Source organism: Amycolatopsis anabasis (assembly GCF_009765355.1).
GTDB lineage: Bacteria > Actinomycetota > Actinomycetes > Mycobacteriales > Pseudonocardiaceae > Amycolatopsis > Amycolatopsis anabasis.
In genome coordinates, this window is record NZ_VTHK01000007.1 from 47,232 (window position 1) to 60,780 (window position 13,549).

The window sequence follows — 13,549 nt, forward strand, 5'->3', positions numbered from 1 at the left end:
CGCCTACGGCAGGGAAGGCAGCGGGAACCGCTGGTCGCGGGCGGCGAGGGCGTGCACCGTGCCGTCCGTGGTCAGCGCGAACAGCCAGTCACCGCTGACCGACAGCGCGGAGGCCACCGCCCCGCCGAGGGTGTACTGGTCCAGCAGCTTCCCCGTGCGGCGGTCGATTACCACGAGCCGACCGTCCCAGGTTCCGGCGTACACCACGGACTCGGTGACCAGGGCGTGCATCGCCGGTGCACCGGCCGCGGCACCCGTGCACCCGGCGGCCACCCGCCAGGGGTCGTCCATCGGGCTCTTGCCGGCGGGGTAGCCCACCGGGGTCTCCCACAGCGGCTTGCCCGGATCGGCGCCGCGGGTGTCGAAGGCTCGTACCACTCCGTCCGCGGCGGCGACGTAGACCAGGCTGCCCCGCGTCGCCGGGCTGGTGACCTGCGGTGGCCCCGGCTCGCACTTGCTCCCCTCGATCTTGGTGTACCACAACACTTTGTTGTCGTTCCTGGTGTCGTGGCCGCGTAGTCCGGAGGCGGTCATCGTGACCAGCTGCCCGTCGCCGGTGAGCGCGGGAGACGACTGACTGTACAGACCGCCTGCGGTGTCCACTGAGGACAGTTGGCTGCACGTGGTGAGGTCCATGGCGATGGCGGTCTGGCTCGACCCGGAGTGCAGGTACGCGGTGCTGGACCCCGGCTGCCGCACGGCGGTGCTGTGGAACTCGCCCCAGCCGCCCGGCGCGCTGAACCCGCCGGGCAGCGGGGCGCCGGTCGCGGCGTCCCGGCAGGCGATCCTGCTGCCGGCGAACGTCTGGTACACCGCGACCGAGCGTTTCTGCTCGGCCAGGGTGAACACCGTCAGCGGCCCGCCCATCCGGCCGTAGCGGCGGACCGAAGCACCGTGCTGTTCCTCGTTTTCCACGGCCTGCCAGGCGATCCTGCCGTCCGCGGAGTTCAGCGCGTAGAGCCGGCCCACCCCGGTGGTCAGGTACACCTTCCCGTCGTGCACCGTGGGGAAGGACTCCACGTCCCCGTCCAGGTAGGTGCGCCACAGTTCGCGTCCCGAGCGCAGGTCGTAGGCCAGGACCTGCTGGTACGGGGAGGCGAACGCCTGCGAGGTGACGATGACCCGGTTACCGTCCACGGCGGCGCCGTTGAGGTTGAACTGCTCGCCGGTGTTCGCCGTCCAGCGCTGGTCCAGCACCGAGCCGGGGTCAGACCTGCTGGACGAGCTGCCCTGCTCGTCGCCGCCCTGCCGCGGCCAGTCACCGTCGGCGCGGGGCGGGTGCAGGGCGAACGGCGGGGCGACCCGGAACGTGGTCCGCGCCGCCGGCCAGGGCTTTCCGGTCGTGTCGTAGGCGACCATCTCCGTCCGGTAGGTTCCGAAGAACAGGCTGGAGATGGTGGAGCGGGCCGTGGTCCAGTTGTCGTGCGCCCGCGGGCAGGACTCCCCGGCGTAGCAGTTCACGATGCCCTCGGGCTTGGTCTTCGCGCCGAACGGCACGTCCTCGCGCCAGACCACGCGGCCGAGGAAGTCCCGCACGCTGAACGTGGCGTGTTGGGGCGTGCGGCCGTCGTCCTCGGCGTACAGGTTCAGCGGGATCTTCTCGAACTGCTGGTACACACTGGACTGCGCCGGGCTCACCACGGCCACACCGCCGTGCAGGTGGAACTGCCGATGGTCGCCCGCGACGTAGCCGACGTCCTCGTTCTGCGGGGTGTTCGGATCATCGGTGATGCCCGAGAAGTCGAGCAGGTTGTACCCGGGGCGGGCACCGTCGATGCCGTAGGTGGCCCCCATGTTGTTGATCTCCACCGACCGCGGGAAGGCACCGCGTCGGAACTCGTTCTGCTGGTCGTGCCCGGCCGCGAACATCCGCACGTCGTACTTCGCCAGTTCGTCGACCAGCGGCTGGATGGCCGAGCCGGGGCCGTACTGGGTGAACAGCGAGCGGTGCGCGAAGACGAACACCTGGCGGCCCACCGCGTTGCGGCGCAGGTCCTCGCGCAGCCAGCGCAGTTGTGGGGCCAGGCCGGTGGTGTCGTAGTTGTCCTCCAGCACGACCATGTGCCGGCCGTTGCGGTTGAAGCTGTACCACTCCGGCCCGAGATTGCGCCGGTAGATCTCCATGCTCGCGGAGTAACCGGTCGCCGTGCTGGTACCGCCCGCGTCGTGGTTGCCCATCACCGGGTAGAACGGGTGCCCCAACCGGCCTTCGGTGAGCCCTTTGCGGAGGATGTCGTAGCTGCCCTGACGGCGTGGCACCCCGGTGTAGTCGGTGACGGTGAGGTCACCGGTGGCGATGGTCAGGGTGGCGGCCGGGTTCTTCGCCATCGCGGCGACCTGCCCGGTCCACTGGGCCAAAGTGGCGGAGGCCGAGGAATCGGAGCGGTTGTCGGTCTCCGAGTCGGACACCATCTGCCAGGTCTCCAGCGGATCAGCCGCGTGCCGATCCGGGACGAGCGCAAAGTCCACGCCGCCGGCCGGGCCGCCTTCCGGTACCTGGACGAAGAACTTCGGCACGTAGTCCGCGCGCAGCGCCGGGGTGTACCCGTCGGGGGAGATCACCGACACCAGATCGGTCTCCCGGCGCTCCGGGTCGATCCGAATGGCGTAGGCCCCCGACTCGTCGGTCCTCGCCCAGTTCTCGCCGTCGGTTACCGAGATGTCGCGCAGTCCCGGTTCCCCGCCGTCCCGCGTCCCGTTGCCGTTGGTGTCCTCGAAAACCACTCCCCGAACGGTGGTCGTGGACGGTGCCGCGTGGACGTGCGGTGATTGCACGCCCAGCAAGCTCAAAACGGCCAGGGCGCAGGGAATCACTCTTCTCACAACCGGACACCCTAAGTGAAATGTCCGCTTCTTCGGGCGGGTGGACGGATAGTTCACCACGCGGATGGTGACCGTTCAGATTACCGCCGCAGGAGAAGGCCGCGCACGAAGGCGGCCTGGCCCGCGTGCTGGATGTCGTCGTCCAGCACGCTCACCAGCCGGACCCCGAGGGTCACCGGCGGGCTCCAGTTCCGATCCACCACCCGATCGAGATCGGCATCGGTGAGGCCGGACAGGTATCGCACGGTCTGCTCGTGGGTCGCGTCGTAGTAGCCGGTCAGCAAGTCCGGATCGGTCACCCGCACCGCGGCGACCTCGTCGGGATCGTGCGCGTACCCGGTGTCCTCCGCGGCGAGTGAAAGGCCGAACCGGTCGTACCAGCCGTCGGAAATCCACACCTGCTCGCGGTCCGCGACTTCGGCGATGTGGGAATCCTGGACCCGCGTCAGGTGCCACACCAGCCACGCGATGGAATTCGCGTCCGCGTCGGCGCGCCAGGACAGTTGTTCCGCGTCCAGCCCGTCCACCGCATCGTGCACGACACCCCGGACTCGCTCGTATCCGTCGGTCAGCACTTCCGCCACGTTCATCCGGCGCCACCTCCTGCTCCCCAGCCTGGAGCCGCCCCAGGGCACACGCAACTCCGGTCCCCTCGAACACTACCGCGGCCCGCGGCCGGACCTGAACCGGGAGCAGCCCGGCGACGGTCCACTGTGGACCAGAAGCCACCCGCGGCGGACCGGTCGCGGATCCAGCGCGGACCGGTCACGATGAAACGATGGATCTGGACGATTTCCTGGTGACCGCCGAGGAGTTGCTGGCCATCCCGTCGACCGCGGACCGGGTGGACGATCTGCACCGGGCGGTGGAGTTCGTACTCGACGTCGTCGGTCCCGGCTGGACGGTCGAACGGTTCTCCTCCCGCGGCAAGCCGAGCGCGCTGGTCTACCGCGACGCGCGGCGCCCGGAGTTCCGGGTCATCCTCAACGGGCACCTCGACGTCGTGCCCGCGCCGCCCGAGCAGTTCCGACCGCGCCGGGAGGGCGACCGCCTGTTCGCCCGGGGCGCCCAGGACATGAAGGTCTCGGCCCTGGTGCAGGCCGTGGTGTTCCGCGAACTGGCCCGCGCGCTGCCGTACCCGATCGCGCTGCAACTGGTGGCCGACGAGGAGGTCGGCGGCCGGGACGGCACGCTGCACCAACTCGACCGGGGCGTCACCGGACGGTTCACCGTCATCGGCGAGCACAGCGGATTGCGGATCGTGTACGAGTCCAAGGGCCTGCTCACCGCCACCCTGCACGCGACCGGCCGCGCCGCGCACGGCGCCTATCCCTGGCTCGGCGACAACGCCCTGGTCAAACTGATCCGCAGCGTGGACAACCTGCTGGCCGCCTACCCGCCCCCGGCCGCGGATGCCTGGCGCACCACGATCAACCTCGCCCGGATCGACACGCCCAACACCGCGTTCAACCAGATTCCCGCCGAAGCCTCCGCCTGGCTGGACATCCGGTTCCCGCCCGAGGACACCGAGCTGAACGGTCCCGGCGCCGACGAGATCGAGAAATGGCTCGCCACCCGGTGCCTGCCCGGGGTCACCGCCGCGGTCGAGCGCATCGACCCGCCGCACCGCGCCGATCCGGACAGCGCCGAGGTGCGGGCCCTGCGGCGCGCCGCCGAGAGCCAGGGGTATTCCGGCGAATTCCTGCGCAAGCACGGCGCCGCCGACGCCCGCTTCTTCTACCAGCACGGCATCGACGCGGTGATCTTCGGCATCGGCGGCCACGGCCAGCACGGGCCCGACGAATACGCGGACATCACCACGATCGTGCCGTATTACCGCGCGCTCACCCGGTTTCTCCAGGATCTGAGCTGACCTTCGGCGCCCAGAGCCCGGCGGCGGTGCCCTCGCGAAGGTGCTTCTCGTAGGTGACGACCTTGGTGTGGATGACTTCGAGGCTCGCGTTCAATTCGGCGATCTTGGCCCGAACGGCCCGTTCATGTTCCCGCAGGAGTTCGAGACGTTCCGATTCGTTGCCCGGCCCCGACCGGACGAGCCGGGCGAATTCCTTGATCGTGGCGATCGGCATCCCGGAGTCCCGGAGGCGGTTGCACAGCTTCAGCCATTCGACGTCCGCGGAGTCGTAGATCCGCCGCCCGCCGCTGGACCGGGAAATCGGGTGCAGGAACAGGCCTTCGCGCTCGAAGAACCGCAGGGCGTGCACGCTCAGCCCGGTCGCCTCCGCGACCTTGCCGATGGACAGCTCGGTCATACCGCCGAGCCTACAAGCTTGATCTAGCTCGCACTCTAGCTTCTAGTCTCGCGGACATGACAGCGACGCAACACAAACTCGGCACCGGATTCGGCGCCCGCAGCACGGCCGACGAGGTGCTCGCCGGAATCGACCTGTCGGGCCGGACCGCCCTGGTCACCGGCGGCTACTCCGGTCTCGGCCTGGAGACCACGCGTGCCCTCGCCCGGGCGGGCGCCCGGGTCGTCGTTCCCGCCCGCAGGCCCGTGGCCGCGGAAGAAGCTCTGCACGGGATCCACGGAACCCAGGTGCGGGAGCTGGATCTGGCGGATCTGGAAAGCGTCCGGGTGTTCGCCGAACGGTTCCTGGAGACCGGCAGCACCCTCGACGTGCTCATCGCCGGCGCGGGGATCATGGCGTGCCCGGAAACCCGGGTCGGGCCGGGCTGGGAGGCGCAGTTCGCGGTCAACCACCTCGGCCACTTCGCCCTCGTCAACCGACTCCGCCCGGCGCTGGCCCCCGGGGCGCGCGTGGTCTCGGTCGCCTCGTCCGGTCATTTCCTCTCCGGGATCCGCTGGGACGACGTGCATTTCCGCACCGGGTACGACCGGTGGCTGGCCTACGCGCAGTCGAAAACCGCCAACGCCCTCTTCGCCCGGCGGCTCGACGCGCTCGGCACGCGGGCGTTCGCCGTGCACCCGGGCAGCATCCTCACCCCGCTCCAGCGGCACGTCCCCCGCGACGAGCAGCTCGCGCAGGGCTGGATCACCGCGGACGGCGAACCGGCGGCCGGGTTCAAAACACCGGCGCAGGGCGCGGCAACGGCCGTGTGGGCGGCGACCTCGGCGCTGCTCGACGGTCACGGCGGGGCCTACTGCCAGGACTGCGACCTCGCCGAACCCGCCACGGGTGACGACATGCTCGTCGGCGGGGTGAAACCGTGGGCCACCGATCCGGCCGAGGCCGCCCGGCTGTGGGAACTGTCCAGCGAACTCACCGGGCTGGACGCGTTCACCGGGGCGCCGGAACCAGCACGCTCAGGCAGGTGACACAGCCTTCCAGCTTCTCGAACTCCCCGATGTCCACCACCCGGACCCGATAACCGAGGTCGTCCAGGAACCCCGCGGTGCGCGGAGCGGATGCGCTGATCAGGACCTCGTCCCCGCCGAGCGGAACCACGTGGCACCCGGCCTCCTCCTCGACCGGACGTGCCGCGGGGATCGCCCCCGGCTCGAACAGATCGGGCAGCGCGAGGAACGTGCCGTCCGGCAGCGCGGTCACCGCGGACTTCAGATGCAGGACCGCGCGCAGCCGGACCGGGATCACGCGGCGGCCCAGCGGTTCGAGCAGGGCGCGCAGTTGCCGGATGCCCGAGGCGTTGGTCCGCCCGCCGCGCCCGACGTACACCGCCGCACCGACCTGGAGCACGTCCCCGCCGTCGAGGCAGCCGGGCGGTTCGACGGCTGCGGTGCGCAGGCCGAGTTCGCGGGCGGCCCGTTCCGCGCCGGGCCGCTCGCCCCGGCGTTCCGGCGCGCCGGAACGGGTGAGGACCGCCAGATCGTCGCAGACGACCAGGGCGTCTTCGACGAACACCGAATCCGGGCAGTCGTCGGCGGGTTCGACCTCGCGGACCTCCCAGCCGGCCGCCGCGAGGGCCGCTCGGTAGGCGTCGTGCTGGCTCAGCGCGAGTTCGACGTTCACCGGCACGCGGTCGAGATGGGTCACCAATCCCTCGGCGAGCCGCGAACTCGGCCGCCGGACCAGCGCGATCCGCTCACCGCCGCTCACCCCAGCCGCCCGGTGCGGTGCAGGTGGTCGAAGATGACCTGATCGACCGGGGACACGCGGTGGCGGTCGGCGTAGCTCAGCCAGGCGAGTTCCTCGATCTCGCTGCTGGCCGTCAGCGTCCCCTGGTAGTCGGCGGTGTAGCAGGTCATCCGCACCTCGACTCCGGTGGCGTGACCGTGCGCCTGGGCCTGGAAGACGCCGAAGGGGGTCGCGCTCGCGGGCTCGACGGAGACGGCGAGTTCCTCGCGGATTTCCCGGACCAGGGTCTGGACATCGGTTTCCCCGGGTTCGCGCTTGCCACCGGGGAGGTAGTACACGTCCTTGCCGCGTGATCGGGTGCCGAGGATCTTCCCGGCTTCGAGTCGGATCCACGCGATCTTGTCGATGGTCTCCACGGATCTCCTTCCCGGCCTGTGGCGGAAGCCTACTTTCGCACCGCCATCACAGCGCGATCCGTAGACTTCGGAAGCGATGCGAAGGTTTCGGTGGTGGGTGGCCGGGGGCGCTGTCCTCTTCGTGGTGGCGTTGCTGGCCGTGTTCGTGTTCTCCGGTCCGGAGACCCCGCCGCAGCGGCGGCACGGTCCACCGGGGACCGGTCCACTCACGATCGTCTCGCTCGGGGACAGCACGCTTTCCGGGGAGGGCGCGGGCGGGTACACCCCGGACACCGACGGGCTGAACGGCAACTGGTGCCACCGCTCCCCCAAGGCCACGGTGTTCGAAACCGACGTTCCCGGGATCGAGCAGAAGGTCAACCTCGCGTGCTCGGGCGCCCCCTCCGCGCAGATCGCGCTCGGTGACGTCAAGCAGTGGACCGAAACCTCGCAGGCGCAACGGCTCGCCGAGCTGACCCGCACGCATCGCGTGGCCGCGGTGGTGATCGCCATCGGGGCGAACGACGAACCGCATTTCTCCGCCCGGATCGCCGACTGCGTGAAGGCCTGGTTCAGCTCCGGCGCCCCGCCGTGCAGCGAAAAACTGCGCCAGGACTGGAAACCCCAGGTCGACGCGATGGTGCCCAAGGTCGTCAACGCGCTCGGCGATGTGAAGAAGGTGCTCGCGAACGCCGGTTACCTGCCCGAGGACTACCAGCTCGTCCTGCAGTCCTATGCGGCGCCGATCGGCCCGGGCGTCCCGGAGAACCTGCGCAATCTCAACGGCTGCCCGTTCCGGATCGAGGATCTGAACTGGGTCCGGCAGGAGGGCGTGCCGGTGCTGACCGACGGCCTGCGCACCGCGGCGACCCAGGCGGGCGCCCGGTTCCTGGACCTGTCCCGCGCCGGAAACGGCCACGAGGCGTGCACCGGCGGGGACAATCCCGCGTCCGAGTGGTTCAGCCGGTTGAGCCTGCAGCTGAGCGATCTGACCAAAATCGACCGGGCCAGCCACGCGACCCAGGAATCGTTCCACCCCAACGCGAACGGGCACGCCCAGTTCGGCCGCTGCCTCACCGAGTTCCTCGGCACCACCGAACCGGCTTCGGCGTGCCTGGCCGGCGCGGATGGGAACCTGCATCCCGCGGCGAGCATCCGGCCGCCCTCGTGACGGTCAGGTCAGTGCCGGGACCGGCGGCAGCAGGTGGCCGAGCCCTTCCGCGCAGGCCCGCGCGATCTCGGCCGAACGCGGCAGCATGACGCTCTCGTAGCCGCGGACAGCGGCGTCCACGCTGGGTTCGGCGACCAGGGCCTCGGCCAGTTCGGCGCCGTCGACCAGGGCGAGGTTGGCGCCCACGCCGAGCGGTGGCATCAGATGGGCGGCGTCGCCGAGCAGGGTCACCCCGGGCACGTGGTCCCAGAGGTGCGGGACGGGCAGCGCGAACAGGGGCCGGTTGGCGAACTCGCCGTCGTTGTCCCGCAGGAAATCGAGCAGGCTCTCGGCCCAGCCGTCGTACCGCGGCAACAGGTGCGCGCGCACGGCCTCGGTGTCCGCGAGATCCAGACCGGCGAGTTCGTGCCAGTTCTCCGGGGCGCGGAGCGCGAGGTAGGCGCGGACGTGGCCGTTGCTGTTGCGCTGGGCGAACACGCCCTTGCCGTCGGCCTTCGCCAGCATGGTGCCCTGGCCGACCAGCCGCGCGAGGGCGGGATGGCGGGTGTCGGCGTCGTCGAAGCCGATGTCGACGAAGGTGACACCGGTGTACTCCGGGGTGGCGTCCGACAGGGCCGGGCGGACCCGCGACCAGGCGCCGTCGGCGCCGATGACCAGATCGAAGTCCTCGGCGGCGCCATCGTCGAAACGCAGGCGGGACGTGCCGTCGCCGAGCGGGGTGACTCCGGCGACCGCGCGGCCCCACTGGACGGTGCCCGCGGTGAGGGAGTCCAGGAGCAGGCCGCGCAGCTGGCCTCGATCGATCTCCGGCCGGTCGTCGTCCCCCTCCACTGGTAGCTCGTGGCGCAGGAGCGCGGCGGTGGCGTGGTCGAGCAGGCGCTGCTCCTGGCCTTCGGGACGGGCGAGGGCGCGGAACCGGTCGAGCAGGCCCGCCGTGCGCAGCGCGACCTGGCCGGTTTCGGTGTGCATGTCCAGCGTCCCGCCCTGGGTCCGGGCGTGGGGTGATTCTTCGCGTTCGAAGACGGTGACCGGGCGGCCGTGGAGCTGCAGGACGCGGGCGCAGATCAGGCCGCCGAGGCCGGCGCCGACGATCGCGACGCGTGGGGATTTAGTGGAGTTCATGTCCACCAGAAAACCACAGTGGCTGTAAAAGTGCAATGACTTCACTTTTACAGCGACTAGCCGATCACGCGAGGGACTCCAGATCGGTGGCGAAGGTGGTGAGGGCGGGACGGCCGAGGATGTCCCGCTGGAAGGCTCGGGCGGCCAGGCGGTGCGCGGGCTCGTCGAGCACCCGGTTGACCGCGGCGGCCAGGGAATCCGGGGTGAGACCGGCGGCGTCGACCTGAACACCCGCGCCCAGCTCGTCGATCCGGGCGGCGTTCTCGGGCTGCTCGGCGAACAGCGGCAGGGCGACCATTGGCACCCCGGCCGACAGCGACTCGCGGATTCCGCTGAAACCGGCGTGCGTGACGAACAGGTCGCACGCGCCGAGCAGCAGTCGCTGCTGCACGAACGGCGCGAGATGGACGTTGGCCGGGCGCGGGCCGGTCCACGAGGCCACCGCCCGGTCACTGCCGAGCGCGACCACGGCACGCACGGGCAGCGAGCCCAGCGCCTCCACCGCGATGGTCATCAACTCCGATTCGGCGGCCAGCAGGGTGTGCACGTTCGACCCGAAACCGGCCAGCACGAACGGCGCGTCGGACGGCAGATTCGCGATGGCCGGGTCCAGCGGCTGGTCACCGGGTTCGTCCGGCGCGCGGTAGTAGCGGTGCCCCGGGGTGCGCAACGCGCCGGGATACCACCGCTCGGGCAGCAGACCCGCGACGAGCCGCCCGTACGCGTGGGTGAACGAGTCGATCGCCGGCAAGCCGAAGTCGTCGCGCAGGACGTTCAGCCGCTCGGTCAGCTCGGGGATCAGCCGGACGATCAGCGGCGCGATGTCCACCACGGCCAGCGGCAGGCCGAGTACCTCCGCGGCCAGGTAGCCGCCGTACTCGTTGGTCTCGCGCACGATCACGTCGGGCCGCCAGTCCTTCGCGGCCTCGAGCAGGTTCGCCGCGAACCGCGCGGTCAGCGCGCCGTTGAACAGCGGCAGGGACAGCGGCCCGGTCAGCTCCGGCCGCCACTGCCGCAGCTTTTCCAGGGAGAACTCCGGCACGGAGTCGGCCAACTGCTCGGGGCGGGTCTCCTCCGGCGCGAGCACATCCGGCAGCACCAGCACCGGAACCCCGTGCCGCTCGATCTCCGCCGCCATCGCCGCCCCGGTGGCGATGGCGGCCTCGTGCCCGGCGCGCCGCAGCGCCCGAGCCACCGGCACCACCGCGGGCACCAGGTGGGAGTGGATGGGCAGACCGGTCAACAACACGCGCATCGCGCGACCCCCGTCGATACCGTGAAAGAAAGGAATTCAGGCGATCCGGGTGTGCTTGTTCCCCACCCGGATCAAGGGCAAGGCTAGAGGTCCAGTGCGGCGCGCAGGGCGATGTCGACCTGCTCCTGCACGCCGTGGCTGATCTCGGCGACCCGGTCGTTGAGCCACGCGCGGTAGAGCCTGGTGAGGTTCAGGGTGGAGACCCAGTACCGGCCGTCGATCTGAACGCCGAGGATGTCCTGGGGATCCTCTTCGAGCAGCTCCGTGCCCAGCAGCCACGGGCGCTCGGAATCATTCACGCCGTCCGAGGACAGCAGCAATACGGTTCGTTCTCGGGTGGTGCGGGTGGGTGGTTGGTAGGTCCAGACTTCACCCCGCCTCACGCAGGTCCTCCTCGGCCAAGGCGCGCTCGGCTTCGTCGGACTCCGCGGAGGCCTCGGCGTTCACGGCCGGGCGGGCGGGAACGTGGTACCCGGTGCGGACCGCTTCGCGCCGCGCCGCCTTGGACAACCACGAGGACACCGACACGCCGTGGGCCTTGGCGGCCCGTTCGGCGAACTCCAGCGCGGCGGCGTCCAGCGAGAGTGTGACCTTACGCGTTGCCATACCGATTATCGTACTCCCTACAACGTGGGCGAACGGCCCTCGAACGGAGTGGACAGCACCACGGTCGTCCGCGTCGACACCTTCGCCGACTCCCGGATGCGGCGCAGCAGATCCTCCAGCCCCAGTGGCGAGGCGACCCGGACCAGCAGGATGTAGGACTCGTCCCCGGCCACCGAGTAGCACGACTCGATCTCGGTGATGTGCTCCAGCCGCTGCGGGTAGTCGTCCGGGGCGCCGGGGTCGTTGGGCGTGAGCGAGATCAGCGCGGTCAGCGGCAGGCCGATCTGCTCGCCGTCCAGCCGCGCGGCGTACCCGCGGATCACGCCGCGCTGTTCCAGACGCCGGACCCGCTGGTGCACGGCCGATACCGAGAGGCCGACCTTCTCCGCGAGATCGGTGAAACTGCACCGGCCGTTGGCGGCCAGTTCGCGGGCGATCGCCTGATCGAGCGGTTCGAGCTGGGTCGGGTTCACGAAGCCAGCACAATGAGCTCGTGCGGGCGGGTGTTCAGCGCCTCGCCGCCGTCCGCGGTCACCACCACGATGTCCTCGATCCGCGCGCCCCACCGGCCCGGCTGGTAGATGCCCGGCTCCACGCTGAAGGCCATCCCCGGCTCGAGCGGCAGCTCGTTCCCGCCGATGATGTACGGCTCCTCGTGCACGTCCAGGCCGATGCCGTGGCCGGTGCGGTGGATGAAGTACTCGCCGAATCCGGCTTCGGCGATGATGTCGCGCGCCGCCGCGTCGATCTGCGCGGCGGTGGCGCCGGGGCGCACCGCCTCGACCGCCGCGCGCTGGGCGCGCTGCAGCACCGCGTAGGTCTCCAGCACGTCCGGGTCGCGGGGCTCGCCGACCGCGTAGGTGCGGGTGGAGTCGGAGTTGTAGCCCTCGGGTATCGGCCCGCCGATGTCCACCACCACGATGTCCCCGGCCTCGATCACCCGGTCGGAGACGTCGTGGTGCGGGCTCGCGCCGTTCGGCCCGGAACCGACGATGACGAAGTCCGCGTGGGTGTGCCCCTCTTCGACGATCGCCGCGGTGATGTCCGCGCCGACCTCGGCCTCGGTGCGGCCGGGCTTGAGCCACTCGCCGACCCGGGCGTGCACCCGGTCGATCGCCGCGCCCGCCTTGCGCAGGGCCTCGATCTCGGCGGCGTCCTTGCGCATGCGCAGCTCGCGCACCACCGGACCGGCCAGGGTCTGCTCGGCGCCGGTCAGCGCGTCGCGCAGGGCCAGCACGTGCAGCGCCGGGGTGAAGTCGCTGACCGCGACCCGGCCCGGTTTGCCCAGGCGGTTCGCGACGAGCCGGTACGGGTCCTCACCGTCGACCCAGGTGAGCACCTCGACGCCGAGTTCGCCGGTCGGCACGTCGGAGTATCCGGGGGCCTCCAGCTTCGGCACGACGAGCGCGGGCGTCCCGTCGGCCGGAACGACCAGGGTGGTGAGCCGCTCGAACGAGCCGCCCGCCTGACCGATCAGGTAGCGCAGATCCGAGCCCGGCGCGATGAGCAGCGCGTCGGCTCCGGCGTCGGCGGCCGCCTTGCGGGCGCGGTCGAGGCGGGCGCGCAGGCTGGCGGCGTCCGGGGCTGGCGTGTGCAGGGAGCGGCGAGACATGGTCCGAGCGTAGCGCGTCGAGCTGACGCCACACCGGGAACACCTGGGGGCTCGGCGCGGTCACCGGGACGACCGCGCCGAGCACCGGCACGACTCCGGTCAGGACCGCACGGCCACCGCGTCGACCTCGAAGAGCATGTCGGGGAAGGCCAGCGCGGCCACCCCGATGAGCGTCTGCGCGGGTGGCCGGTCTCCCCAGTGCTCGCGGATCAGCCCGACCAGGACTTCGAGCTTGCCGGGATCGTGGTCGACGAGGTAGGTCCCCAGCCGCACCACGTCGGCGAATCCCAGGCCGACCGTCTCGAGGGCGACGCCGAGATTCTCGAAGGCCCGCTTCGCCTGCGCGGCGAAGTCCGGCGAGACGACCCCGCCGGTGGCGTCGGAGCCGTACTGCCCGGCGATGTGGACGATCTCGCCGGGCGCGCTCACCGCGTGGCTGTAGCCGAACGAGGTGGGGTCGTGCAGCCCCGGCGGATTGGTGATGACAACGGACACAAGGACTCCTTCGATCAGATTCAATCTGGACGTTATGTGTCTAGATTGAACGGG

General features: G+C 70.8%; 15 protein-coding genes. 3 read left to right on the forward strand and 12 right to left on the reverse strand.

Going from position 1 to position 13,549, the window contains the following annotated elements; all coding sequences use genetic code 11:
* Positions 1-3: 3 nt before the first annotated feature.
* Positions 4-2,724 carry an outer membrane protein assembly factor BamB family protein gene (locus tag FXO23_RS11175; RefSeq protein WP_218951957.1) on the reverse strand — a complete coding sequence of 907 codons (2,721 nt, stop codon included), beginning with the start codon at positions 2,722-2,724 and terminating at the stop codon, positions 4-6.
* 179 nt (positions 2,725-2,903) lie between these two features.
* On the reverse strand, positions 2,904-3,413 hold the full coding sequence (locus FXO23_RS11180) for a mycothiol transferase (RefSeq protein WP_158883699.1): 510 nt from the start codon (positions 3,411-3,413) through the stop codon (positions 2,904-2,906).
* 188 nt (positions 3,414-3,601) lie between these two features.
* Between FXO23_RS11180 and FXO23_RS11185 the strand changes: the two genes are divergently transcribed.
* Positions 3,602-4,696, forward strand: coding sequence for a M20 family metallopeptidase (locus FXO23_RS11185; RefSeq protein ID WP_158883701.1), 1,095 nt, complete (start codon positions 3,602-3,604; stop codon positions 4,694-4,696).
* On the opposite strand, the gene FXO23_RS11190 is transcribed toward FXO23_RS11185, so the two are convergent.
* Positions 4,668-5,093 (reverse strand): MerR family transcriptional regulator, encoded by a 426-nt coding sequence (locus FXO23_RS11190; protein WP_158883703.1) that lies wholly within the window; start codon positions 5,091-5,093, stop codon positions 4,668-4,670. The two genes, FXO23_RS11185 and FXO23_RS11190, sit on opposite strands and share 29 nt — an antisense overlap.
* Positions 5,094-5,149: 56 nt before the next feature.
* Here FXO23_RS11190 and FXO23_RS11195 point away from each other — a divergent pair, with 56 nt between their 5' ends.
* The gene (locus FXO23_RS11195) at positions 5,150-6,121 is read left to right on the forward strand and encodes an SDR family NAD(P)-dependent oxidoreductase (RefSeq protein WP_158883705.1); all 972 of its coding nucleotides are present in this window, start codon (positions 5,150-5,152) and stop codon (positions 6,119-6,121) included.
* Here FXO23_RS11195 and ddaH read toward each other — a convergent pair.
* Positions 6,084-6,860, reverse strand: a complete 777-nt coding sequence (gene ddaH, locus FXO23_RS11200) for a dimethylargininase (protein ID WP_158883707.1) — start codon at positions 6,858-6,860, stop codon at positions 6,084-6,086. The two genes, FXO23_RS11195 and ddaH, sit on opposite strands and share 38 nt — an antisense overlap.
* Positions 6,857-7,255, reverse strand: coding sequence for an NUDIX hydrolase (locus FXO23_RS11205; RefSeq protein WP_158883709.1), 399 nt, complete (start codon positions 7,253-7,255; stop codon positions 6,857-6,859). Before FXO23_RS11205 ends, ddaH begins: the two co-directional genes overlap by 4 nt.
* Positions 7,256-7,331: 76 nt before the next feature.
* Between FXO23_RS11205 and FXO23_RS11210 the strand changes: the two genes are divergently transcribed.
* Positions 7,332-8,405 carry a GDSL-type esterase/lipase family protein gene (locus FXO23_RS11210; RefSeq protein WP_179956743.1) on the forward strand — a complete coding sequence of 358 codons (1,074 nt, stop codon included), beginning with the start codon at positions 7,332-7,334 and terminating at the stop codon, positions 8,403-8,405.
* A gap of 3 nt (positions 8,406-8,408) precedes the next feature.
* Here the strand turns inward: FXO23_RS11210 and FXO23_RS11215 are convergent, their stop codons facing one another.
* The 7 genes from FXO23_RS11215 to FXO23_RS11245 all read right to left on the reverse strand — a co-directional run bounded on the left by FXO23_RS11215 (position 8,409) and on the right by FXO23_RS11245 (position 13,495).
* Positions 8,409-9,527 (reverse strand): FAD-dependent oxidoreductase, encoded by a 1,119-nt coding sequence (locus FXO23_RS11215; RefSeq protein ID WP_158883711.1) that lies wholly within the window; start codon positions 9,525-9,527, stop codon positions 8,409-8,411.
* A gap of 64 nt (positions 9,528-9,591) precedes the next feature.
* Positions 9,592-10,782 carry a glycosyltransferase gene (locus FXO23_RS11220; protein WP_158883713.1) on the reverse strand — a complete coding sequence of 397 codons (1,191 nt, stop codon included), beginning with the start codon at positions 10,780-10,782 and terminating at the stop codon, positions 9,592-9,594.
* 83 nt (positions 10,783-10,865) lie between these two features.
* Positions 10,866-11,165, reverse strand: coding sequence for a hypothetical protein (locus tag FXO23_RS11225; protein ID WP_158883715.1), 300 nt, complete (start codon positions 11,163-11,165; stop codon positions 10,866-10,868).
* Positions 11,152-11,388, reverse strand: coding sequence for a hypothetical protein (locus FXO23_RS11230; RefSeq protein WP_158883717.1), 237 nt, complete (start codon positions 11,386-11,388; stop codon positions 11,152-11,154). Before FXO23_RS11230 ends, FXO23_RS11225 begins: the two co-directional genes overlap by 14 nt.
* Positions 11,389-11,405: 17 nt before the next feature.
* Positions 11,406-11,861: an Lrp/AsnC family transcriptional regulator gene (locus FXO23_RS11235; protein WP_158883719.1), complete on the reverse strand. Its 456-nt coding sequence runs from the start codon at positions 11,859-11,861 to the stop codon at positions 11,406-11,408.
* Positions 11,858-13,000 (reverse strand): M24 family metallopeptidase, encoded by a 1,143-nt coding sequence (locus FXO23_RS11240; protein ID WP_158883721.1) that lies wholly within the window; start codon positions 12,998-13,000, stop codon positions 11,858-11,860. Before FXO23_RS11240 ends, FXO23_RS11235 begins: the two co-directional genes overlap by 4 nt.
* Positions 13,001-13,099: 99 nt before the next feature.
* Positions 13,100-13,495 (reverse strand): RidA family protein, encoded by a 396-nt coding sequence (locus FXO23_RS11245; RefSeq protein WP_158883723.1) that lies wholly within the window; start codon positions 13,493-13,495, stop codon positions 13,100-13,102.
* Positions 13,496-13,549 lie beyond the last annotated feature (54 nt).